Raw genomic sequence first — 22,198 nt, forward strand, 5'->3', positions numbered from 1 at the left:
TAGACTTTCCCCCATGACCGTCACAACCCGCACCGCCCTGCCCGCCCCCGGCGACCGTCTGGGCCGCTACACCGTCGAGCGCGTGGAAAGCCTGCCGGAGATGCAGGGCACGCTCGTGCTGCTGCGCCACGAGCTCGGCGCCCGGCACGCCCACGTCGCCCGCGAGGACGACAACCTCGCCTTCGGGGTGACCTTCCCGACGGTGCCCAAGGACTCCACGGGGGTGGCGCACATCCTCGAACACGTCGTGCTGATGGGCAGCCAGCAGTACCCGGTGGCCGATCCCTTCTTCGCCATGCTGCCCCGGTCGCTGAACACCTTCATGAATGCGATGACCGCGAGCGACTGGACGACCTATCCCTTCTCCACCCGCAACGAGCAGGACTATTTCAACCTGCTGGGCGTGTACCTCGACGCGACCTTCTTCCCCCTGATGCGCTACGAGAGCTTCCGGCAAGACGGGCACCGCTTCGAGTTCGAGACGCCGGACGACCCCACGACCCCCCTCAAGCTTCAGGGCGTCGTCTACAACGAGATGAAGGGCGCGATGGCCTCGCCCGGCGCGGTGATGTACCGCTCGCTGGGCGCGGCGCTGTACCCCGACCTCACCTACGCCAACAACTCCGGCGGGGCGCCCGAACACATCCCCGGCCTCACCTACGAGGACCTGCGGGCCTTCCACGCCGCGCACTACCATCCTAGCAACGCCTTTTTCTACACCTACGGCACCCTCGACCTGACCCGCGTGCTGGAGGAAATCGAATCGCACGTGATGTCCAAGTTCAGTCCCCAGACGCTGGACGTGAGCATTCCCGACCAGCCGGGTTTTGACGCCCCGCGCCGCATGGAGGTCACTTACCCCGGCACCGACGTGGAGCGCGGCGGGCAGGTGCTCGTCGCCTGGAAGCTGGGCCACACCACCGACCCCGACCACAACCTGCGCTGGAGCGTGCTGGGCGACGTGCTGCTGGGCAACCCCGCCGCGCCGCTGACCCGGCCCCTGATCGAGTCGGGGCTGGGCAGTGCGTTGGCTGACCTGACCGGCTACCGCGACTCCTTCCGCGAGGGGGCCTTTGCCGCCGGGCTCAAGGGCCTGAGCGCGGGCAAGGCCGACGAGGTCGAGGCGCTGGTGCTGGACACCCTGCGCCAGATCGCCGGGGAGGGCATTGACCCCGCCCTGATCGAGAGCAGCCTGCACCAGTTCGAGATTGGGCAGCGCGAGGTGTCCAACAGCGGCTTCCCCTACGCCCTGCAAGTCATGTTCCGCCTGCTGGGGCCGTGGCTCTACGGCGGCGACCCGGTGACCGGGCTGCGGCTGGAGGCTGAACTGGAGCGGCTGCGGGCCGACCTCGCTGCCGGGCGGGTGTTCGAGCCGATGATCGAGCAGGAGTTGCTGGACAACCCCCACCGCGTGACCCTGGTCCTGCGCCCCGACCCCGAGCTGATGGCCCGCACCGAGCAGAGCGAGCGCGAACTCGTGGAGCGCCTGAGCGCCGACTTCACCGACGAGGACCATGCCCGCATCGTCGCGGAGAGCCTGCGCCTCAAGGAGCTTCAGGAGCAGCCCAGCGACCCCAGCGTGCTGCCCACCCTCACCCTGAACGATGTCCCCGCGACCGTGCTGCGCGTCCCCTACGACACCGAGACCGTGCGCCGGGCGCTGGTCGGCCGGGTGCCGCAGCCCACGGGTGGGCTGGTGTATCTGGACGTGCAAGTGCGGCTGCCGGAGGTGCCCGAAGACCTCCTGGGCACCCTCCCCCTCTACGCCTACGCGGTCACCCGCAGCGGGGCCGCCGGGCAGGATTACCTCGCCCTGGCCCGCCGCATCGAGGCGGTGACCGGCGGCGTGAGCGCCAGCGTGGGCGTGGGAGGTCAGCCGGGCGATCTCGACGCCTTGCGCCTCTCGCTGACCTTCGGCGGCAAGGCCCTCTCGCGCAACGGGGCGGCGCTGGTGGAGGTGCTGCGGGACCTGATCGCGGCGCCGGAATTCACCCGCGAGCGGCTGGACCAACTGCTCAAGCAGCGGCTGGCGGGCCTGAAGGCCAGCGTCGTGAACGCGGGCAGCGCCTACGCCGAGCGCCTCGCCTCGGCTGGGGTCAGCCCCGCCGCCCGCATCGAGGAGGAGTTCAGCGGCCTGACCGCCTTGGCCGCCCTCACCCGCATCGTGGAGGGCGGCGAGGCCGAGGTGGACGCGCTGCTCTCGCGCTTCAGCCGCATCCGTGACCTGATCCTCCAGGGCGAGGGGTTGCTGTGCCTGACCGCCACCCCGGAGGATGCCGCCCTCGACCTCGGCCCCATCACGGGCACCTTCGGGGAAGGGGAGACCGTGGGGCGCCCCCGGCCCGGCACCCTCGCGGGCGGCCCGCAGGCGCGGCTCACCGACTCGCCCGTCGCCTTCAATGCGGTCGCGTGGCAGACGGTGCCCTACACCCACCCCGACAGCCCCGCGCTGCTGGTGCTCTCGCGCCTGCTGCGGAGCGAATACCTGCTTCCCGAACTGCGTGAGAAGGGCGGCGCGTACGGCGGCAGCGCGGCCTTTGACGCGAGGGCTGGGGTCTTCACCATGAGCAGTTACCGCGACCCCCACGTCGCCCGCACCTACGAGGTCTTCCGCGACGTGCCCACGTTCCTGGCGGGCGACCTCGGCGAGCGCGAACTGACCGAGGCCATCCTGGGGGCCAGCAAGACCCTGGATCCCCTCACCAGCCCCGACACCGCCGGGCGCCTGCGCTTCTTCGGCGATCAGGCGGGCTACACCCCCGAGGTGCAGGAGGCGTACAAGGCCCGCCTGCTGGCCGTCACCCTGGACGACCTGCGCCGGGTGACCGCCGAGTGGCTGACCCCCCAGCGGGCCGGATATGCCCTCGTCGCGGGCAAGGACCCCAACGCGGAGACGGAGGCGCTGGGGCTGCACTTCGAGGTGCAGAGCGTCTAAGCCGCACTGGCCGGAGAGGGGGAGACGTTCTGCGCGTCTCCCCTCTCGTTTGGGCGTTACCCCCGGTGGTACGGTTCCCCCGCCGTGATCGTGGAGGCCCGGTACAGCGCCTCCACCAGCACGATCATGGCGAGGTCGTGGGGCAGGGTCAGGTCGCCCAGGCTCCACAGCCGCCGTGCCCCGGCCCGCAGCGCGTCGGTATGCCCGTCCGGCCCGCCCACCGCGAAGGCGAGTTCGCCCGTGCCGCCCACGGCCTCGGCCTCCAGAAAGGCGGCCAGCCCCTCGCTGCTGAACTGCCGCCCGCGCGGGTCCAGCAGCACCAGCGGCGCCTTGCCCGCCGCCCGCGCGATCGCCCCACTCTCGGCGGCCTGGGTCTTGCCCGTCACCCGCGTGACGCGCAGCTTGTGGTAGCGCCCCAGCCGCCCCGCGTACTCGTCCCAGCCCGCCTTCGCGTAGGCGAGCTTGGGGTCCCCGACGGTGATGAGGTGCAGGCGCATGGGGGAGAGGATAGGGCGGCGGGGGGGCTCACGGTGTTCCAGGCGGGCGGCGACAGGCTAGACTGCCGCCCATGAACTACGCCGCGACCCTGGCTGTCTTGGTCGTGCTGGCGTTTTCCTTTCCGCTGATGGTGCGGCTGGGGACCCAGGTAGGGGTGCCGGAGGCGTACAGCGCGGCCACCCTGGGGGCGCTCGTCACGCTGGCGCTGGCGACCTATCTGGTGCGCTGGCAGGTGGGGCGGCACCGGGTCACGCTGGAGCGGCTGGCGTCGGCGCGGGCACAGGTGCTGGCCGACCCGGAAAATCCCCGCGCCTACTTCGTGGGGGGCGAGCACCTGGGAGTGATCCTGCTGCGCCTGGGCCGTCGCCGCGAGGCCGCCGAGGTCATCGACCGCTACGCCCGGCTGGGGGGCGCCCGCGAGGGCGAGATCGTGGCGCTGCGCGAGGCCCTGTCCAACGCCGAGCGCCGCCAGCGCCGCGCCCAGGGCCGCGAAGCCTGAGGCAGGAGGCGCCCCGGATGGCGCAGCCGCGACAGTATCCGGGGGCCGGGTGCTCTAGAGTGGAGGTCATGAGGGCGTACAAGGGCATCGTGGAGGGCGGCGTCGTCGTGCTGGTCGGGGCGCGGCTGCCCGAGGGCACGGTCGTGACGGTCACGGTGGGCGAGGCCGAGTTGCTGCGTGCCCGCATCACCAGCGCCCTGACCCGCCGCCGGGTGCGCGTGCGGATCAAGCCGCTGCCGGGCCTCGCCGCCGAGTCCGCCCTGCCGGGCAGCCTGCCCCAGGGTGGGGGCGAGGATTGACTCCGGCCGACGAGACGGGGGCGGCCGCCTCTGGTCCCCCCCACGTGTGGCTGGTCCCCACCCCGGTCGGCAACCTCGGGGACCTGACCTTCCGGGCGGTGGAGGTGCTGCGTGGTGCCGACGCCGTGGCCTGCGAGGACACCCGCCGCACCGGGGCGCTGCTGACCCACCTGGGCATCAGCCGCCCCCTCGTGCGCCTCGACGCCCACACCATGCACCGCGCCCCCGCCGTGCTGGAGGCACACCCCCGGCTCGCCTACGTCAGCGACGCGGGCACGCCGGGCATCAGCGATCCAGGCTCGGAACTCGTGCGGGCGGCGGTGGAGGTCGGGATTCCGGTGGAGGTCCTGCCTGGCCCGACGGCCTTCGTGCCCGCGCTCGTCCTCTCGGGCCTGCCCACCGCCCGCTTCACCTACGAGGGCTTCCTGCCCCGCTCAGGCCGCGAGCGCAAGGAGAGGCTGGCCGCCATCGCCGCCCGCCCCGAGACGACCGTGCTGTACGAGAGTCCGCACCGCCTGGCCGACACCCTCGCGGACCTCGCCGCCGCCTGCGGCCCGGAGCGGGAGGCCAGCGTGACCCGCGAACTCTCCAAGCGCTTCGAGGAGACGGCGCGGGGCACCCTCGCGGACCTCACCGCCCACTTCGGGGAAGGGGTGCGCGGTGAGATCGTGGTGGTGGTGGCCGGGCGGCCCCAGGGCACCCTCCTTCCCGGCGAGGAGGCCCCCGACCCCGAGGCGCAGGCCCGCGCGTGGGCTGCCGAGGGCCGCCCGGCCCGCGAAATCCGGGAATTGCTCGTCGCGGCGGGTTTGCGTAAGAATGACGCTTATGCGCTGGCCCTGCGGGTCACGTCGCCTTGAATCCCTTCCCACCTCCGAGGTCTGCCATGTCCGAATTGCCGCCTGCCGATCTGCCCCAGCCCCCCGATCTCCCGCACGCCGAGCCGCATCCCAACCCGGCTGCAATCAAGCGTCTCGCCGTCCTGACGAGCGGCGGCGACGCCCCCGGCATGAATGCCGCCATCCGCGCTGTGGTCCGCACCGCCACCCACCACGGCATCGAGGTCGTAGGCGTGCGCCGGGGCTTTTCCGGCCTGCACCGGGGCGACCTGCGAATGATCGGCCCAAGGGACGTGGCGAACACCATCCAGCGCGGCGGCACCGTGCTGCTCACCGCCCGCAGCAAGACCTGGCGCACCCCAGAGGGCCGGGCGAGCGGGGCGGCCCACCTGCGCGAGTGGGGGGTGGACGGCCTGATCGTGATCGGCGGGGACGGCTCCTTTCACGGCGGATATTACCTACAACAGGAGCACGGCATTCCCATCGTCGGCATTCCCGGCACCATCGACAACGACCTGTACGGCACCGACCACACCATCGGGTACTTCACGGCGGTGGAAACGGCGCTCGGCGCGGTGGACAAGCTGCGCGACACCGGGGCCTCGCACGAGCGCATCTTCGTGATCGAGGTGATGGGCCGCCACGCCGGGCACATCGCCCTGGAGGTGGCGGTTGCGGGCGGCGCCGAGGAGGTTTTCATCCCTGAGGACCCCAAGCCCGTCGACGGCGTGGTCCAGATTGTCAAGGACAGCGTGGCGAAGGGCAAGGCCAGCTCCATCATCATCGTCGCGGAGGGCTATCCGGGCAGAGCGCAGGGGGTGGCGAGCGCGATCGAGGCCGGGACCGGCCTGGAAACGCGCGTGAGCATCCTAGGCCACATCCAGCGCGGCGGCTCGCCCGTCAGCAGCGACCGGGTCCTCGCCAGCCGTCTGGGGGAAGCCGCCGTCTACGCCCTGATGGACGGCGTGGCTGGGGTGATGGTGGGCCGGGTCAACGGCGAGGTCATCCACACGCCCCTGAACGAGACCTGGGAGCGGCGCAAGGACGTCAGCCGCGACCTGTACCGCTGCGCCATGACGCTGAGCGTGTAAACCTGTGGATAAAGGAAAGGGGCCACCAGCGGATGCTGTGGCCCCCTTCCCTGTGGTCGTCTCAGTCCCGCCCGACGTTCCGCAGGAAGGCGGGGATATCGTAGTCCTTGGGGTCATAGGAACCCCCGCCCTGACCGCGCACGGGGCGCACGAAGGTCTCCAGGCTGGAGCTGCGGCCGCCCCCCGGCTTGCCCATGCCCATCCCGGCCGAGAGCGTGCCGGGGAAGGTCCCCTCGCCGAAGCCGGTGGCGATCACGGTGACGCGCACCTCGTCGCCCGCCGCCTCGTCGGGGGTGATGCCGAAGAGGATGTCGGGGTCCTCGAAGCCGGTCGCCTCGCGGATCTTCTCTACGATCTCGTTGGCATCGGTCATGGAGAGGTCGTAGCCGCCCGTCACGTTGATCAGGATGCGGCGGGCGCCCTCGATGCCGCGCTCGAGCAACGGCGAGTGGATCGCGCTCATGGCGGCTTCCTCGGCCACCTTCTCGCCGCGCCCCGCGCCGATGCCCATCAGGACCGTGCCCGAGTTCGAGAGCATGTTTCGCACGTCCGCAAAGTCGAGGTTGATCATGCCCTCGACGTTGATCACGTCGCTGATGCCCTTGACCCCGTAGTACAACACCCGGTCGGCGATCAGGAAGGCCTCGCGGAAGCTCACCTTCTTGTCCACCGCCGTGAGCAGCTTCTCGTTGTTCACCACGATCATGCCGTCGACGCGCTCGGTGAGCTTGGCGATCCCCTCTTCGGCGACGCGCTGGCGCTTCGGCCCCTCGAACTTGAAGGGCCGGGTCACGATGGCGACCGTCAGGATGCCCATCTCGCGGGCGATCTCGGCCACGACGGGCGCCGAGCCGGTGCCGGTCCCGCCGCCCATCCCGGCGGTGATAAACAGCATGTCGGTGCCGTCGAGGTACTCCTTGATGCGCTCGCGGTCTTCCAGCGCCGCCTTCTCCCCGACCTCGGGGTCGGCCCCGGCGCCCAGGCCGCGCGTCAGGCGGTCCCCGAGCTGGATGCGGACCTCGGCGTGGCTCTTGGCCAGCACCTGCGCGTCGGTGTTGCCTGCCACGAACTCCACACCCTCGAGTCCCGATTCGATCATGCGGTTGACGGCGTTGTTCCCCGCCCCGCCCAAGCCAATCACGCGAATTCTCGCCGCTTGCATCATGTCTCCTTCGGAAGGAGGCGGCTGCCTCCCTCTGCTTTGCTCCGGGTAGCTTACCGTACCTTTACGGCCTTCACGGCAAAGGTGAGCCGCGTGCCCCTGTTCGGGCTACATCCAGTCCTTGAAAAAGCCGCGCACCCGGTCCTTGAGGCTGACCCCGTCCTTGGGCCGCTCCTTTTTGGGCGCAGGCTGGCTCGGCGCGGGGGCTGCTACCGTGACGGTACCGGGGTCCTTTTTGGGTTCGGGGTTGCCCTTGGCGGCGGGCTGCGGCTGCGGCGTGGGGGGCGGGGGGGCCGGTTCCTCCGGGCGGAAGACCGACACCGGCACCTTGCCGTCCTGCCCGATGCCGTACAGCACCAGCCCGACGCCCCCGGCGTGCGCGGGGCCACTCACGATGTCGGTCAGGCCACCGATGCCGCGCGGACGCCCCACCCGCACGGGCAGGCGGAAGCGGTCGCGGGCGAGTTCGGGAATCCCGCGCAGTGAGCTGGCTCCACCCGTCAGCACGACCCCCTGCGCCACGAGTTCCACCGGGCCGAGCGCCTGGTCGATCTCGTCGCGGACCATGCCGAAAATCTCGGTCAGGCGCGGCTTGATGATGCGCGACAGCTCAAAGGCGCTGATCGCGTGGGTCGAGCCGTTCGCGGTGGTGATCTCCAGCGTGAGGTCAGGGTCGGCGAGTTCGGGCACGGCCGCCCCATAGCGGCGCTTGACGTTCTCGGCTTCCTCGTGCGGCAGCTTGAGAATCTGCGCGAGGTCGGCCGTCACGTGGTCCCCGCCGATGGGAATGCACGCCGAGTGCGCGAGGTTGCCGCGCTTGAAGACGCCCACGTCGGTGGTGCCGCCCCCCATGTCGATCACCACAACCGTCTGCGACTGCTCGGCGGCCTCCAGCGTGGCGAGGCCCGAGGCGAGGGCCTGGAGGACGAAGCCTTCCACCTTCAGCCCCGCCTCCTGCACGCAGCGGCGCAGGTTCAGCAGCGGCCCGGCCGTCCCGGCGACGATATGCACGTCGACTTCCAGCCGCACGCCGTGCATGCCCACCGCGCTCTTGATGCCTTCCTGCCCGTCCACCACGTACTCCTGCGGCAGGGTGTGGATGATTTCTAGGTTGGGGTCGAGGGGCACCGCGCGGGCGTTCTCGATGGCGCGGTCCACGTCGGATTGGCTGATTTCCTGGTGACGGCGAATCGCCGCGAGGCCGTGGCTGGTGATTGCCTTGACGTGGTTGCCCGCGACCGACACGAACACGGAGGCCACCCGCACCCCGCTGACGCGCTCGGCGGCCTGCACCGATTGCCGAATCGCCCCGGTGGCCCGCTCCAGATTCACGACGGCGCCGCGCTTCATGCCCTCGCTGGGCACGCTGCCTTCGCCGATGATGTCGACCGAACCGTCATCGCCGACCTCGCCGATGACGGTGGTGATTTTGGTGGTGCCGATGTCCAGCCCCACGATGATCGGGTTGTCCTTCATTACTGGACGCTCACCCCCCAGGGGTAGATGTGGATCTCTTGATCGGGAAATTGCACGATGGCCCCAGCATACTTCAGCAGCGTGGCAAGGTCCCCGCTCCAGGCCGTCGTGGTTGGCGTCGCCGCCGTGAACCCGCTGGGGGTGTAGGCGACCGACTGCACATTGTAACGCCGCAGGGCACGCGTCAGGGCCAGGGCCTCGGCCCGGCGGTCGGGTCCCCACCCGCTGATCAGGGGCAGGCCAGCCACGTTGCGGGCGCCCGGCAGCACCGTGCCGTCCTCGGCCAGCGTCACGATCTCGCCGCCCGGCCCCTTCCACCGGGCGAAGGGCTCGCGCTCGCGCACCCGCACGACTACCGCGTCGGGAAAGCGGCGGGTCACGGTCGCCGCCTCGATCCAGGGACTCCGCGCCAGCCCCCCCGACCGCCAGCGGCCGTAGTACAGCCACCCGAACTCCGGCGTCAAGCCCGCCAGCCGCCGCACCTGTGCCTCCGAGAGCCGCTCGTTTCCCTGCACCGTCACGGTCCGGATGGGCAGGAGAAACCAGCTCGCCGCCAGCAGCCCCAGGACCGCCGCTACGCCGAGGGTCCACCACAACGGGCGTAGGTTCCGGGGGGGGCGAGGAGAAGGCGGTGGGGGAAGCATTTCCTCCACTGGTTCGGGGACGAGCGGTTCGGTGGGGGTGGGTTCAGGAGCGGGCTTAGGTGGGGGCACCCGGCGGTTTCTGGGCCGGGGGTCGGGATCGGTCATGGGGGGCAGTCTAGCGGCCCGCCGTCAGCGAGCAGCGCTCAACAAAGAAGTCCCGATTTCAGCGGGGTTCCACGGGCGCGGCGTTCAGCCTGGCAGCGTCTCCGGCCACAGCTCGTATTCCAGCTCCAGCGGCACGCCCACCCGCTCGCGGATCAGGCGGAGCAGGGCGTGGACATCGGCGGCGGTCGCTCCCCCCAGGTTCACGATGAAGTTGGCGTGCTCCGGGGCGATCATGGCCGCGCCCACGCGGGTGCCCTTCAGCCCGGCCTCGTCGATCAGTTGGCCCGCGCCCTTGCCGCTGCCGGGGTTCTTGAAGGCGCAGCCGGGCGTCTTCATCTTGGGCTGCCCCTTGCGGGCCTGGTCCGCGAAGTTCATCTTCGCCAGCACCTCTTCCGGAGTGGAAGGGCGCAGCTTCAAGCGCACGCGGGTCACGATGTGGTTGCGGGGAATCCCGCTGTTGCGGTAGCCCCAGGCGAGGTCGTCGGGCGTGACCTGCCGCGTCCCCTCCGGCGTCACGATCTCCAGCGTGTGCAGCCCGTCGAACATCTCGCCGTAGCGCGTGCCCGCGTTCATCCACACCGCGCCGCCCACCTGCGCGGGAATGCCCACCGTGCCTTCGAGGTTACTCAGCCCGAGCTTTTGCAGCTTGCGAATCAGGCCGGGGAGGGGCACGCCGCCGCCCACCCAGCCCGTGACGATCTGCTCGGACGTGCCCAGCGCCGGGTCGGGCGTGAGGTCCGCCTGCGCGAGCGGCCCGGTCAGGCGAATGACCCGCTCGGGCACCCCCTCGTCCGCGATGACGAGGTTGCTGCCCCCGCCCAGAATTCGGTAGGGAGCCTCCATCGCCTCCGCAAGCTGGGCATGGTCTGCGACGAACCAGACCTCCGACTCGCCGCCCACGCCCAGGGTGGTGTAGCGGGCGAGGGGCTGGCGCTCGACCCGCGCCCCGGTGCGGCTGGGACTCAGGGTGGTCATGCCTGCCCCCCTGCGGCCAGTTCACGGGACAGCTTCCACACGTCGCCCGCCCCCATCGTCACGATCAGGTCGCCCGCGTCCGCCGTCTCGCGCAGGTAACGCACCACCTCGGCGCGGTCGGGGAGGTAGCGCACGCCCGCGTGCCCGCCCTCGCGCATCCGGTCGCTGACCAGCGTGGCGTGAATGCCGGGAATGGGGGTCTCGGAAGCCGCCGCGATATCCAGAATCAGCACCTCGTCGGCGGGCATCAGCGCGTCGGCCAGCCGGGGCCAGGACTGCTGGGTGCGCAGGTAGCGGTGGGGCTGAAACACCACCCGCACCCGCCGCCCGGTCTGCCGCGCGGCCTGCACCGCCGCCGCCACCTTGGTGGGGTTGTGCGCATAGTCGTCTACCACGAGCGCCCCGTTCAGCTCGCCCACCCGCTGCCAGCGCCGCCCCGGTCCCCGGAAGGCGGCGAGCGCGTCGGCGGCGGCCCGGAAGTCCCCCCCGTAGAGGTCGGTCACCGCCAGCGCCGCGAGCGCGTTCAGCACGTTGTGGGTGCCCGGCAGCCCCACACGGGCCTCGCCCAGCACCTTCCCCCGGCGCGTCACCGTGAAGGAGGTGCCCTCGGCGTCGGGGCGCAGGTCTAAGGCGCGGTAGTCAGCCCCCTGGGCCTGGCCGTAGCTCAGGCGTTCGATCGCCTCACCGCACAACTCTTCCAGCCCCGGCCAGTCGGCGCAGTACAGGACCCGGCCCGACTGCCCCACGAAGCGGGCGAAGGCGGCGTGCTGCTCCTCCACCGTCTCCCAGTAGGTCGCCTGATTGCCGCCCACGTGGTCGTCTTCCGCATTGGTGAACACGGCCGTCTCGCAGCTCAGCGCCGCGAAGCCCCGGTCGGACTCGTCCACCTCCGCGACGAAGGGGCCTTGCCCCAGCCGCGCATTGGAACCGAACTCAGGCACGATGCCCCCCACGAAGGCGGAGGGGTCCAGCCCCGCGCCCGCCATTGCCACCGCGATCATGGAGGTCGTGGTGGTCTTGCCGTGGGTGCCGATCACCCCCACCGAGGGCGAGGCGGTCAGCAGTTCCCCCAGCAGCGCCATGCGGGGCCGCACCTCCACCCCGGCGGCGCGGGCGGCGACCAGTTCGGGGTGGTCCTTGGGAACCGCTTCCGACGCGACGAGTACGTCCACGCCGGCCACATGGGCGGCGTCGTGGGCATGGGCCACCGCGATGCCGTCGCGGGCCAGCCCCTCGGTGAGTTCGGACGCCTGCTCGTCGCAGCCGCTGACGCGCACCCCCCGCGCCGCGAGCAGCCGCGCGAAAGCGCTCACGCCGATGCCGCCGATGCCCATCAGGTGGTAGTGGGGCTGACCGTGTGGGGAGGACGGGGTGCCGGGGGCGGCCTTGGTGGGGGGGGAGGGGTCAGTCATGGTGGGAAGGAGGGGAGGCACGCGGACAGGGTCAGCGGACGTGCCGCAGCACGAGGTCCGCGAGCCGCGCGGCGGCCCCGGCGGGCGAGCGCCCCAGGGCCGCTTCCCGCATCGCCGCCCGCGTGCCGGGCTGGGCACACTCTAGCACCGCCCCGCCCAGCGCCCCGGCGAGGTCCGATTGTGCGACCAGCCGCCCCGCGCCCGCCGACTCCACACTCTGCGCGTTGTGGAACTGGTGGTTCTCCGCCGATTCGGGCAGCGGCACCATCACCAGCGGCACTCCGTGAAAGGCCGCCTCCGCCAACGTGCCCGTGCCTGCCCGTGTAATCCCAAAGTCCGCCGCCGACCACGCGGCGACCGCGTCCACGTAGGGGGCGGGGTGGTACCAGGACAGGTCGGCCACGCGCGGGGCCACCTCCTCCAGCCAGCGCGGGCCGGTGGAGTGCAGCACCTGCACGGGTTGGCCGTCCGGGGTGCGGCCTTCTGGCCCAAACACGGCCCGCAGCACGTCGGGTACCCCGGTGTTGAGGGCCAGTGATCCCTGCGAGCCGCCCATGATCAGCACGGTCAGCGCTCCCTCGCGCAGGCCCAGCCGCGCCAGCGCCTCCGGGCGGGGCAGACGCTCCTCGCGGACGGGCATGCCGACCTGGGTGGCCTTATCGGGGTTCAGGCCCACGACCTGCGGGTACGCCGTGCCCACTGCCCGTGCCCGCCCCACGGCGAGGCGCTGGGTCAGGCCCAGGCGGGCATTCTGCTCGTGCAGGACGGTGGGCAGGCCCAGGCTCTGCGCGGCGAGCACTCCGGGCAGGCTGGCAAAGCCCCCGTACCCGACGACCGCCCCCGGCCGCGCCTCCCGCAGGAAGGCCCGCGCTTCCGCCACCCCCCGCGCCGCCCGCAGCAACTCTCGGGGGTCGGGGCGGCCCTGCCCGCTGCGGGCGAGCTTGCCCGCGTCCACCCCGTGAAAGTCCAGGCCCGAGTCGGCCGCGAAGCGTTCCTCCATGCCGCCACGCTGTCCCAGCAGCAAGGCCCGGTGCCCCCGGCCCATCAGTTCCCGCGCGGTGGCGACCGCCGGGTAGATGTGCCCCCCGGTGCCGCCCGTCGCCATCACGATCAAGGTCATCCGGGGGAGTGTAGCGGGTGGCCCGGAGGGTGTGGAGCAAAGGGGAGGGGTGGGGGCGTCGTGTGCGCCTCCCACCTTCCTCTGCTCCACAGGGCTCAGTCGAACAGGTCCCCCAGCGTCTTGCCCACGCTCCCGCCGCCTTCGCCGAACATCCCGGCCTCGAACTCCTCGTAGGGCTGCACCACCACGAAGCCGTCGCCCTGGAAGACCATCTGGTAGGTCTCGCCGCCGCCGCGCCCGAACATGGAGCGCAGGTCGGTCGCCATGCGGAGCTGCGGCTGGAGGTTGCCGCTCCAGGCAATCGTCGCGTTGGGGTCGGTGAAGATCGGTTCGTTCGGTGTGACCCGCAGCGTGAGCGGCTTGCCGTGGCTGAGGATGGCGACCAGCCCCTGCCCCTGCACCCGCACGCTGAACAGTCCGCCCGCCGCCATGCCCGCCGCACGGCGCTGCATGGTGATGTCGTACTGCACCGAGTCCTCGAAGGCGAGCAGGTCGTTGCCGTTCACGTTCAGGCTCTCGCCCGACAGCCGCAGAATCTGGATCTCCTTGCCCTGATCCGCGAGGTAGGCCACGCCCCGACCCTCGATCTTGGCGAGCGGGCTCATCTCCTGGCTGACCGCCCGCTTGAGGGCCTTCATCAGCCCGCCTTCTAGGGTGCCCTCGCGCTTGAAAGAGAGGTTGCCCTTGTAGGCGATCATCGCGCCGAGCTTGCTCCACACGCGGCCATTGACCTTGACCTCCAGCATCTTGCTGGATTCGAGTTCGAAGACCTCGCCGGGATTGTCGCGCTCGGCGGTCTGGGCCAGGAAGTCGCGGAGACTGTAACTGCCATCAGCATTCGTCATACGGCTAGGGTACGGGGTGGGGGGCGGAAGGGTTCCGGGCAGAAGCTGTCAGCCTTCAGTCCTCAGCCGTCAGCACAGCTTCTATGCGCCGCAGCGCTTCCCCCAGCGTGTCCAGCCCCGCCGCATAGCTCAGGCGTACCCGCCCCGGCGCCCCGAACTCGGTGCCGGGGACCACGGCCAGGCCGCCTTGCTCCAGCAGCAGGCGACTCGCCTCCAGTTCGTCGGGGTGCAGGCGGGTGGAGTCGGGCAGGACGTAGAAGGCGCCCTGCGGAGTGGGTGTGGGCAGCCCCAGCCCGTTCAGCCCCGCCACGAGGAAGTCCCGCCGCTCGCGGTAGGCGGCCCGAGCCTGAGCCACGAAGCGGGCCGTCGCCCCGTGCTCGGTCAGGGCTGTGAGGGCGGCGTACTGCGAGACGGTGCAGGCCCCCGTCGTGCTCTGCGATTGCAGGGCGTTCATCGCCGCGATCCACTCGCGCGGCCCGCCCGCGTAGCCAATCCGCCAGCCCGTCATCGCGTAAGCCTTGCTTGCGCCGTTGACCGTCAGCGTGCGCTCGGGGGCGTAGCGGGCGGGACTGACGTGCCCGGCGTCGTACACCAGATGCTCGTAGATCTCGTCCGAGAGCAGATAGAGGTCGTGCCGCCGGGCGAGTTCGGCCACCGCCTCCAGCACCTGGGCCGGGTAGACCGCTCCCGTGGGGTTGCCGGGGCTGTTCAGCACGATCAGGCGCGTTCTCGGCGTGATCCGCGCTGCCAGTTCCTCCGGGTCGAGGACGAAGCTCGACTCCGCCCGCGTGGGGACGGAAATGGGCACCGCCCCCGTCAGCGCCACCATCTCCGGGTAGCTCACCCAGTAGGGCGCGGGGATAAGCACCTCGTCGCCGGGGTTGAGCAGCGCGAGCAGGGCGTTGAAGATCGCCTGCTTGCCCCCGCTGCTCACCATCACGTCGCCCGGCGCATAGTCCAGCCCATTCTCGCGGGCGAACTTGGCGCTCACGGCCTCGCGCAATTCGGGAAGGCCGTTGACGGGGGTGTAGCGGGTGTGCCCGGCCTCGATGGCGGCGATGCCCGCGGCCCCCACATGCGGCGGCGTCTCGAAATCCGGCTCCCCCACGCTCAGGCTGAGCACGTCGGCCCCCGCGCGCCGCAGCTCCAGCGCCCGCGAGGTGACGGCGACCGTGGCCGAGGGTTTGAGGCCGCGCACCCGCGCCGAGAGGGGGAAAGCTGTGCCCATGCCCCAGCCTAGAGCTGAAGCGCAGCCGGGAGCTTAGGCAGGCTAGAGAAGCGGGAAGCGGAGGTCTCCCCCCACTTCCCACTCCCGACGTCCCACTCCCCCTACTGCAGCAGCCCGATGCTCCGCGCCCGGCTGACCGCCTCGGTGCGGTCCCCGGCTTCGAGCTTGACGTACAGCCGGGCAAGGTGGTCCTTGACCGTATCGGGGCTGACGCCGAGGTTCTTGGCGATCTCCTTGTTGGAAAAGCCCTGGGCCAGCAGCGGCAGCACCTCCGACTCGCGGGGGGTCAGGCGCGGCACCTCGACCTGCGGCAGGCGGTCCACGTCCGGGTGCGCCACGATGTCGCGCAGTTGCCGGGCGAGCGACTCGGGGTCGGTTTCCTTGCTCACGTAGCCGCGTGCCCCGGCCGCCCGCGCCGCCTGCACGATGGCGGGTTCGGCAAAGGTGGTGATCAGCACGCTGACGACGCCGGGGTGGGTCTGGCGCAGCCGCTCGCAGACCTCGATGCCGGTGAGGCCGGGCATCTTCACGTCGAGGAGGGCGGCGTCGGGTTCCAGGGTCCGGCAGGCGCTCAGGGCCTGGAGGCCGTCGGCGGCTTCCGCGACCACGTCGAAACCCTGGTGCAGCAGCGCGTATTTCAGGCCCATGCGGAAGAGGGGGTGGTCGTCGGCAATCACGATTCTCAAGGGGTCACCTCCGGGAACAGCAGGCAGAACGTGGTGGGCAGCGGCGAGGCCGCGTCGCGGCGGTACTCCAGCGCCCCGCCGTGCGCCTCCGCGACCCGGCGGGCGATAAAAAGGCCCAGGCCCGTCATCCCGGCGGCGTACTGCTGCCCGGCGATGGTGGCGGGTTGCGCGTTGAAGGGTTGGGCGAGTTCGGACAGGGGCGCACACAGGCCGGGGCCGTCGTCGCGGACCTCCAGCCCCCGTGGGGTCACGCGCAGTTCCACGCGGGTGCGGGCGTACCGCAGCGCGTTGGCCGCGAGGTTGGTCACCGCCCGCTCCAGCACGGCCGCGTCGGCGTGGGCGTGGCCTGTTCCGGTCGCCGTGAGGGTCAGGCCACGCGCCTGCGCCTGAGGCGAGAGCCGCCGGGCCACCTCCGCGAGCAGGGTGCCGAGGTCGGTGCACGAGGGCGAGAGCTGCACCTCCTCGCGCTCGAAACGGTGGGCGTCGGCCATCTGGGCGACCAGGGCGAGCAGCCGGGCATTCTCCCGCTCGACCTCGCCCGCGACCTCGCGGCGCTGCTCGGCGCTCAGGGCGCCCTGGCCCAGCAGCCGCGAGAGGTGCCCGGTGGCGATCAGCGGCGTCCGCAGGTCGTGCACCAGCGTCGCCATAAAGGCCCCCCGCCGCTCCTGCTCGGTGGCGAGCCGTCCCAGCAGCCCGGTAAAGGCCCCCCGCAGCGCCCGGATTTCTGCCGGGTCGTCCGGGTGCGGCTGCGCGAAGCTGCCCGCCCCGACCTCGCCCTCCAGTCGCCGCAGCGGGCGCAGCAGCACGCCGCTCAGCAGGTAGCCGACCCCGCCGCACAGCGCCGCGACCAGGATGAGCCACAGTGCCAGCGTGGACGAGGCCGCCTCGCCCGCCAGCGTGAAGGTGAGGCCGAGGTTCGGCAGGAAGGTCAGCAGGAAGATCACCAGCGTGAACTGGGTCCGCAGCGTCCCCGCCCGCGTGCCCACGCGCAGGCGGGGTGCCGGGTGCGGGCGCCGGGACACGGTCCCCAGAACCCCCGGCCGAGCGACCTGCGCGTCTCCTGTGCTCACGGAGGGGAGTGTAAAAACCCCGCTCTGACAGAATCCCCACACCTGTGAGGCGGCCATGATGACCCGCCCGGTGTGGGGACAGGGGAGAACTTTAGCGGCGGCGCAGGAGTATCAGCGCCAGCGCCCCCAGCGCGAGACCTGCCAGCACCCGCTGCCTCAGGGGATCGGGACCGACCGGAGGCACGCCCACGGGCACCGGATGATTCACGTACCAGCCCCGGCGGGGGCGCCCCAGCTCGTCGAAGTTGCGGGCCAGCCGCGCGAGGTCGGCGTCCATCTCCGGCCCTGACATGGGGTGTCCGTGCCCGGTGACCACCAGCCAGGGATGCAGCGCTGAGAGCCGCCGCACCGAGTCCCGCGCCTCGTCCCAGTTGGGCGTGTAGTAGGCGGGCGGGCGGTGAATCAGGGTGGGGCGCAGCGCGAAGGCGCCTGCCGCCGACTCCTGCTTCGTGGTCACGAAGGCGTCCCCGGCGATCAGGGTGCGGTCTTCCTCGCGCCACAGCGAGACGTGCCCGGAGGAGTGCCCCGGCGTGTGCAGCCAGCGCCACTCCGGGAGGTGCGGCACGCTGCCGTCTTCCGGGAGCGGGCGCACATGCGGCCGGAAGTCGAAGGGACCGGGCACGAACGCGGGCGAAAGCAGGCTGGTCGTGCCGCCCACCGTGGGGTCGGGAAAGGGGTAGGGCGCCCTGCCGGTGAGGTGCGGCAGCTCCAGCGGGTGCGCGTACACCGGCACCGGCCACGTTTTCAGCAGGTCGTGCAGCGCCCCGATGTGGTCGAGGTGTCCGTGCGTGAGCACGATGGCGACCGGGGGACGGCCCGCGTGGTACTCGTCCGCCGCCTTGCGAATCAGCCCCGCCGTGCCCGGCATCCCCGCGTCGAGCAGCACCCAGTCCTCGCCGGGCAGGCCCATCAGAAAGGCGTTCACCATCGGTAGGCGCACCCGCACCACGTCCGGGCGCAGGACTTGCGTGCCCCCGAAGGTCGAGACGGGCGGCGCGGGCGGGCGAAGGCGGTTCAGGTCGGGCGAAGGCTCAGGCGCGTGGGTCATGGTGGGCGTCCTTTCGGGGTGAGATGAGAATGCTGCAGCTCTTCTCACACGGTAGGCAGCCTGCATGAGCGCACCCCTTGAGTGCGGCGGGGTGACCTTGAGGGAAAGCGGGCGGGACGGCCTGCCGCAAGGTAGGCTGCCCTTCCCCCAACGCATTCCCGGAGGTCCCATGCTGACTGTGCCCTTCTTGCTCACCTCGCTGGTCGTCGCCCTGATCCCCGGCACCGGGGCCATCTACACCGTCTCTACCGGCCTCTTTCGCGGATGGCGGGCCAGCCTGACGGCCGCGTTCGGCTGCACGCTGGGCATCGTGCCCCACCTGATCGCCAGCCTGCTGGGGTTGTCGCTGATCCTGCACCTGAGCGCGGAAATCTTCACCGCACTCAAGCTCGCGGGCGCGGCATATCTGCTCTATCTCGCCTGGGCCACTTGGCAGGAGCGCGGCGGCCTCCGTTTCCAGGACGAGGGCACGCGCGGCAGCCTTCAGGTGATCGGGCGGGCGGTGCTGCTGAACCTCCTGAATCCCAAACTCACGCTGTTTTTCCTGGCCTTCCTGCCCCAGTTCATCGCACCGGGTCGTCCGGAACTGCCGCAGTTCCTCGCCCTGAGCGGCGCGTTCATGCTCGTCACCTTTCTGGTGTTCGCCGCTTACGGCCTGCTGGCGGGCAGCGTCCGGCAGTTCGTCACCACTTCTCCCCGCGCCTTGCTGTGGCTGCGCCGCTCCTTTGCGGCAGCCTTCGCGGGCCTGAGCGTGGAGCTGGCGTTGACGGAACGCTGAGCGGCACCGGAGAAAGGCGCTGGGCCGTGGGGGCTGTCAGCGCCTGGTGCGTCTTGAAAGAACTTCTGCAGGTTCCGGCCCAGCAGTGACGAAAACTGTTCAATCCGGGCAGAGCGGGCAGGAAAAAACGGTTTCTGGGAAGGGAGTGACCGGATTGGTGGGGTTCCGATTCGAGAACGGATTGGACGGAAGCCGTATCACTCGTCCGTGCTGAGCACCGCCAGGAACGCCTCTTGCGGCACCTCGACCGTGCCGATCTGCTTCATGCGGGCGCGGCCCTTCTTCTGCTTTTCCAGCAGCTTCTTTTTGCGGGAGATGTCGCCGCCGTAGCACTTGGCAAGCACGTCCTTGCGGTACGCCTTCACCGTCGCGCGGGCGATGATCTTGCCGCCGATGGTCGCCTGCACGGGCACCGGGAACATCTGCCGGGGGATGACCTCGGCCATCTTGTCCACGATCTTGCGGCCCAGCGAGTAGGCCTTGTCCTCGTGCACGATCACGGCGAGGGCGTCCACGACCTCGTTGTTCACCATGATGTCGACCTTGCGCAGCTCGCCCTCGCGGTAGCCGATCTGCTCGTAGTCCATCGAGGCGTACCCGCGCGAGATGGACTTCAAGCGGTCGTGGAAGTCGTACAGGATCTCCGCGAAGGGCACCTCGTAGATCAGCTCCACGCGCTTGCCCACGTAGTTCATGGTAACCATCGAGCCCCGGCGTTCTTGCAGAAGCTGCATCACTGGCCCCACGTAGTCCTCGGGCAGCATGATGGACAGCTTGATGTACGGTTCCTCGACCAGCTTGATGCGGTCGCGGGTGGGGAACTCGGCGGGGTTCTGGGTCTCGAAGACCTCGCCGTTGGTCAGGGTCACCCGGTACACCACGGCGGGCGCGGTGGCGATCAGGTCGAGGTCGAACTCGCGCTCCAGCCGCTCCTGCACGATCTCGGCGTGCAGCAGGCCCAGAAAGCCGCAGCGGAAGCCGAAGCCCAGCGCCTCGGACGTTTCGGGCTCGAAGGTAAAGGCCGCGTCGTTGAGCTTGAGCTTTTCGAGCGCGTCGCGCAGCTTGCGGTACTCCTCGGTGGAGGTGGGGTACAGGCCCGAGAACACGACGGGCTGCGCGGGCTTGAAACCGGGGAAGGGCTCGGGGGTGGGGCGGTCTTTCTGCGTCAGGGTGTCGCCCACCTGCGCGTCGTGGATGTCCTTGATGCCCGCCGCGACCCAGCCCACCGTGCCCGCCGGAAGCGACTCGCCCACGACGAGGCCCGGCGAGAAGGTGCCCACCTTGTCCACCTCGAAGGTCTTCTCGGTGGAAAACAGCATGATGGGCTGCTTCGGCGTCAAGGTGCCCTCCAGCACCCGCACGAACAGAATCACGCCCTGGTAGGCGTCGTAGAACGAGTCGAAGATCAGCGCCTTGAGGGGCGCCTGCGGGTCACCCGGCGGTGGCGGAATGCGCTCGACGATGGCTTCCAGAATCTCCGGAATCCCCAGCCCCGCCTTGCCCGACGCGAAGACGGCTTCCTCGGCGGGAATGCCGATGACTTCCTCCAGCTCCTGCGCTGCGCCTTCGGGGTCGGCGGCGGGAAGGTCGATCTTGTTGACCACCGGCACGATTTCGAGGTTGTTGTCGATGGCGAGGTAGGCGTTAACGATGGTCTGCGCCTCCACCCCTTGAGAAGCGTCCACGAGCAGCAGCACGCCCTCGCAGGCGGCCAGCGAGCGTGACACCTCGTAGTTGAAGTCCACGTGCCCCGGCGTGTCGATCAGGTTGAAGACGTACTGCTCGCCATTCTCGCGGCGGTAGTTCAGGCGGATGGGCGTCGACTTGATGGTGATGCCGCGCTCGCGCTCCAGCTCCAGCGTGTCGAGGGTCTGGTCGCGCTTGTCGCGCTCGCCCATCGCGCCGAGCCGCTCCAGGATGCGGTCGGCCAGCGTGGACTTGCCGTGGTCCACGTGGGCGATGATGGAAAAATTGCGGATATTGGCGGTCGGCCCTTCGGTCACGGGGAGCAGTGTACGGCACCGCCCCCGCCCGCTTCTGTCTGCTGAGGCGGGGGCCGCATCTTCGCGCCCGCCCCCGCCTCCTGGCCGCTACCCTGGCCCTATGCCGCACCGTGCCCTTCCCACCCGCCCGGCCCGCCCGCTGTGGCAGTGGGCGCTGCCGTTCTTGGCCGTGCTGGGCGCAGCGGGCGGCGGTGTCTACCTGAGCACCCGCCCCCAGAATCCCCCCGTACAGGCGGCGGCGCAGGCCCGCACGGTCGCTGGGGACTGGGCCGAGTTGCGGGCGCTCGGTCCCCGTCCGGTGGGCGAGCCGGGCCACGCGCGGGCGCTGGACTGGCTGGAGGAACAGTTGGAGGCACTGGGATACCGCGTCACCCGCCAACCCGTCACGCTGGAGCGGCCCTTCGACCTCGGCGGCACGGTGACTGTGGGGGAACTGCGTGTGCCCGCCCACGCCCTCTACGGTGCCGGGGGTGGCGAGCAGTCGGGGCGGCTGGTGCCCCTGCCGGGCGGCCTCTCACCGGGGGCGATGGAGGCGCGGGGCCTGCGCGGCCAGATCGCGCTGCTGCGCTGCCAGGACTGGGAGGACACCGGGCTGTCCCGCGGCGAGATCGTGGGCCGGGCGACCCAGGCGGGAGCGCTGGGGCTGGTCCTCGTGCAGGACTGCGAGGTCGCGCGGCTGGAGCGTGTTTCAGGCACCCCCTTGCCGATGGTGTGGGTCAGCGCGGCGGACGGCCGGAAAGTCTGGGCGCGGGCGGGCCAGGCGGCTGACCTCGTGTCGAAGGTGGAGCGGCGCGAGGTCACGGGGGCCAACCTGATCGCGGCGCGGGTGGAGGCGAAGCCCGAGATCGTCCTGGGGGCGCACCTCGACAGCGTGAACGCCTCGCCGGGCGCCAACGACAACGCGAGCGGCGTGCTGGCCGTGCTGGAGGTGGCGCGGCGGGCAGCGGGCACCCCGCTGGCTGAGCGGACGTGGTTGGTCCTTTTCGATGGGGAGGAGGACGGGCTGTACGGCAGCCGCACCTTCGTGGACGCGCACCGCTTCCCGCTGCGGCAGACCCGCGCGATGCTCAACCTCGACATGGTGGGCGTGGGGGCCGAGCCGCTGGGGGTGGCCGCCCACGCCGAGCTGCGGCCCATCGCGCAGAGGGTACGCCCCGGTGTGCGGCTGTTCGAAGACAACCCGCCCGAACGCGAGTCCTTCGGCCGGTCCTCCGGCGTGACGGGAAGCAGCGACCACGTTCCGTTTATCGGCTGGGGCGTGCGGACCGCCTTTATCCACCGGGGACTGGACGAGGGCTACCACGCGACCGCTGACCGGACCCTTTCGCCTGCGCTGGTGGAGGGCGCGGCGGCCTTCGCGCTGGCCCTGGCCCGCAAGACGCTGGACACCCCCTGGACCCCGACAGAGCCGTGCGAGGGCTTCAGCAGCGACGGCTGCTAGCCTCCGCTCTTCGGCGGATGCCCGGCGGGGGCACCCACCCTTAACCT

General features: G+C 70.9%; 20 protein-coding genes. 7 read left to right on the forward strand and 13 right to left on the reverse strand.

The window, feature by feature from the left end; all coding sequences use genetic code 11:
* The first annotated feature begins 13 nt into the window (after positions 1–13).
* Positions 14–2,935, forward strand: a complete 2,922-nt coding sequence (locus L1280_RS00385) for an insulinase family protein (protein ID WP_253580018.1) — start codon at positions 14–16, stop codon at positions 2,933–2,935.
* Positions 2,936–2,991: 56 nt separating this feature from the next.
* On the opposite strand, the gene L1280_RS00390 is transcribed toward L1280_RS00385, so the two are convergent.
* Positions 2,992–3,432, reverse strand: coding sequence for a 23S rRNA (pseudouridine(1915)-N(3))-methyltransferase RlmH (locus L1280_RS00390; RefSeq protein ID WP_253580019.1), 441 nt, complete (start codon positions 3,430–3,432; stop codon positions 2,992–2,994).
* Positions 3,433–3,503: 71 nt separating this feature from the next.
* Between L1280_RS00390 and L1280_RS00395 the strand changes: the two genes are divergently transcribed.
* The 4 genes from L1280_RS00395 (at position 3,504) to pfkA (ending at position 6,158) form a co-directional block, all read left to right on the forward strand.
* A complete protein-coding gene (locus tag L1280_RS00395; RefSeq protein WP_104991140.1) occupies positions 3,504–3,932 on the forward strand; it encodes a hypothetical protein in 429 nt (142 codons plus the stop codon).
* A 68-nt stretch (positions 3,933–4,000) separates the two neighbouring features.
* Positions 4,001–4,231 carry a hypothetical protein gene (locus L1280_RS00400; protein WP_253580020.1) on the forward strand — a complete coding sequence of 77 codons (231 nt, stop codon included), beginning with the start codon at positions 4,001–4,003 and terminating at the stop codon, positions 4,229–4,231.
* Positions 4,228–5,088 carry a 16S rRNA (cytidine(1402)-2'-O)-methyltransferase gene (gene rsmI, locus L1280_RS00405; RefSeq protein WP_253580021.1) on the forward strand — a complete coding sequence of 287 codons (861 nt, stop codon included), beginning with the start codon at positions 4,228–4,230 and terminating at the stop codon, positions 5,086–5,088. Before L1280_RS00400 ends, rsmI begins: the two co-directional genes overlap by 4 nt.
* A 26-nt stretch (positions 5,089–5,114) precedes the next feature.
* Positions 5,115–6,158: a 6-phosphofructokinase gene (gene pfkA, locus L1280_RS00410; RefSeq protein ID WP_253580022.1), complete on the forward strand. Its 1,044-nt coding sequence runs from the start codon at positions 5,115–5,117 to the stop codon at positions 6,156–6,158.
* A 61-nt stretch (positions 6,159–6,219) separates the two neighbouring features.
* Here pfkA and ftsZ read toward each other — a convergent pair whose 3' ends face one another.
* From ftsZ to L1280_RS00465, 11 genes are all read right to left on the reverse strand, one after another.
* Positions 6,220–7,320 (reverse strand): cell division protein FtsZ, encoded by a 1,101-nt coding sequence (gene ftsZ, locus L1280_RS00415; protein WP_253581047.1) that lies wholly within the window; start codon positions 7,318–7,320, stop codon positions 6,220–6,222.
* 108 nt (positions 7,321–7,428) lie between these two features.
* Complete coding sequence (gene ftsA / locus L1280_RS00420; RefSeq protein ID WP_253580023.1) at positions 7,429–8,796, reverse strand: cell division protein FtsA; 1,368 nt, start codon at positions 8,794–8,796, stop codon at positions 7,429–7,431.
* Positions 8,796–9,545, reverse strand: coding sequence for a cell division protein FtsQ/DivIB (locus L1280_RS00425; RefSeq protein ID WP_253580024.1), 750 nt, complete (start codon positions 9,543–9,545; stop codon positions 8,796–8,798). Before L1280_RS00425 ends, ftsA begins: the two co-directional genes overlap by 1 nt.
* Positions 9,546–9,629: 84 nt before the next feature.
* The gene (locus L1280_RS00430; RefSeq protein WP_253580025.1) at positions 9,630–10,520 is read right to left on the reverse strand and encodes a UDP-N-acetylmuramate dehydrogenase; all 891 of its coding nucleotides are present in this window, start codon (positions 10,518–10,520) and stop codon (positions 9,630–9,632) included.
* Positions 10,517–11,932 (reverse strand): UDP-N-acetylmuramate--L-alanine ligase, encoded by a 1,416-nt coding sequence (murC, locus tag L1280_RS00435; protein ID WP_253580026.1) that lies wholly within the window; start codon positions 11,930–11,932, stop codon positions 10,517–10,519. The genes L1280_RS00430 and murC overlap by 4 nt, the downstream gene beginning before the upstream one ends.
* Positions 11,933–11,963: 31 nt before the next feature.
* Entirely contained in the window at positions 11,964–13,052 is a 1,089-nt protein-coding gene (gene murG, locus L1280_RS00440; RefSeq protein WP_253580027.1) for an undecaprenyldiphospho-muramoylpentapeptide beta-N-acetylglucosaminyltransferase, read from the reverse strand.
* A 95-nt stretch (positions 13,053–13,147) separates the two neighbouring features.
* Complete coding sequence (locus L1280_RS00445; RefSeq protein ID WP_253580028.1) at positions 13,148–13,897, reverse strand: AIM24 family protein; 750 nt, start codon at positions 13,895–13,897, stop codon at positions 13,148–13,150.
* A gap of 55 nt (positions 13,898–13,952) precedes the next feature.
* Positions 13,953–15,125 (reverse strand): pyridoxal phosphate-dependent aminotransferase, encoded by a 1,173-nt coding sequence (locus L1280_RS00450; RefSeq protein ID WP_253580029.1) that lies wholly within the window; start codon positions 15,123–15,125, stop codon positions 13,953–13,955.
* 101 nt (positions 15,126–15,226) lie between these two features.
* Positions 15,227–15,811: a response regulator transcription factor gene (locus L1280_RS00455; protein ID WP_152869689.1), complete on the reverse strand. Its 585-nt coding sequence runs from the start codon at positions 15,809–15,811 to the stop codon at positions 15,227–15,229.
* Complete coding sequence (locus L1280_RS00460; protein ID WP_371922854.1) at positions 15,808–16,881, reverse strand: sensor histidine kinase; 1,074 nt, start codon at positions 16,879–16,881, stop codon at positions 15,808–15,810. Before L1280_RS00460 ends, L1280_RS00455 begins: the two co-directional genes overlap by 4 nt.
* Before the next feature lie 91 nt (positions 16,882–16,972).
* Positions 16,973–17,929 carry an MBL fold metallo-hydrolase gene (locus L1280_RS00465; protein WP_253580030.1) on the reverse strand — a complete coding sequence of 319 codons (957 nt, stop codon included), beginning with the start codon at positions 17,927–17,929 and terminating at the stop codon, positions 16,973–16,975.
* 169 nt (positions 17,930–18,098) lie between these two features.
* Here L1280_RS00465 and L1280_RS00470 point away from each other — a divergent pair, with 169 nt between their 5' ends.
* A complete protein-coding gene (locus L1280_RS00470) occupies positions 18,099–18,707 on the forward strand; it encodes a LysE family translocator (protein WP_253580031.1) in 609 nt (202 codons plus the stop codon).
* A gap of 197 nt (positions 18,708–18,904) precedes the next feature.
* Here L1280_RS00470 and lepA read toward each other — a convergent pair whose 3' ends face one another.
* Positions 18,905–20,710, reverse strand: coding sequence for a translation elongation factor 4 (gene lepA, locus L1280_RS00475; RefSeq protein ID WP_253580032.1), 1,806 nt, complete (start codon positions 20,708–20,710; stop codon positions 18,905–18,907).
* Positions 20,711–20,810: 100 nt separating this feature from the next.
* Between lepA and L1280_RS00480 the strand changes: the two genes are divergently transcribed.
* Complete coding sequence (locus L1280_RS00480) at positions 20,811–22,151, forward strand: M28 family metallopeptidase (protein WP_253580033.1); 1,341 nt, start codon at positions 20,811–20,813, stop codon at positions 22,149–22,151.
* Positions 22,152–22,198 lie beyond the last annotated feature (47 nt).

This window comes from Deinococcus sp. HSC-46F16 (assembly GCF_024171495.1).
Lineage (GTDB): Bacteria > Deinococcota > Deinococci > Deinococcales > Deinococcaceae > Deinococcus.

Bases quoted from the DNA above. Each gene is read 5' to 3' on its own strand.
- L1280_RS00385 (WP_253580018.1), top strand. From the start codon at position 14: ATGACCGTCACAACCCGCACCGCCCTGCCCGCCCCCGGCGACCGTCTG.
- L1280_RS00390 (WP_253580019.1), bottom strand. From the start codon at position 3,432: ATGCGCCTGCACCTCATCACCGTCGGGGACCCCAAGCTCGCCTACGCG.
- L1280_RS00395 (WP_104991140.1), top strand. From the start codon at position 3,504: ATGAACTACGCCGCGACCCTGGCTGTCTTGGTCGTGCTGGCGTTTTCC.
- L1280_RS00400 (WP_253580020.1), top strand. From the start codon at position 4,001: ATGAGGGCGTACAAGGGCATCGTGGAGGGCGGCGTCGTCGTGCTGGTC.
- pfkA (WP_253580022.1), top strand. From the start codon at position 5,115: ATGTCCGAATTGCCGCCTGCCGATCTGCCCCAGCCCCCCGATCTCCCG.
- ftsZ (WP_253581047.1), bottom strand. From the start codon at position 7,320: ATGCAAGCGGCGAGAATTCGCGTGATTGGCTTGGGCGGGGCGGGGAAC.
- ftsA (WP_253580023.1), bottom strand. From the start codon at position 8,796: ATGAAGGACAACCCGATCATCGTGGGGCTGGACATCGGCACCACCAAA.
- L1280_RS00425 (WP_253580024.1), bottom strand. From the start codon at position 9,545: ATGACCGATCCCGACCCCCGGCCCAGAAACCGCCGGGTGCCCCCACCT.
- L1280_RS00430 (WP_253580025.1), bottom strand. From the start codon at position 10,520: ATGACCACCCTGAGTCCCAGCCGCACCGGGGCGCGGGTCGAGCGCCAG.
- murC (WP_253580026.1), bottom strand. From the start codon at position 11,932: ATGACTGACCCCTCCCCCCCCACCAAGGCCGCCCCCGGCACCCCGTCC.
- murG (WP_253580027.1), bottom strand. From the start codon at position 13,052: ATGACCTTGATCGTGATGGCGACGGGCGGCACCGGGGGGCACATCTAC.
- L1280_RS00445 (WP_253580028.1), bottom strand. From the start codon at position 13,897: ATGACGAATGCTGATGGCAGTTACAGTCTCCGCGACTTCCTGGCCCAG.
- L1280_RS00450 (WP_253580029.1), bottom strand. From the start codon at position 15,125: ATGGGCACAGCTTTCCCCCTCTCGGCGCGGGTGCGCGGCCTCAAACCC.
- L1280_RS00465 (WP_253580030.1), bottom strand. From the start codon at position 17,929: ATGACCCACGCGCCTGAGCCTTCGCCCGACCTGAACCGCCTTCGCCCG.
- L1280_RS00470 (WP_253580031.1), top strand. From the start codon at position 18,099: ATGCTGACTGTGCCCTTCTTGCTCACCTCGCTGGTCGTCGCCCTGATC.
- L1280_RS00480 (WP_253580033.1), top strand. From the start codon at position 20,811: ATGCCGCACCGTGCCCTTCCCACCCGCCCGGCCCGCCCGCTGTGGCAG.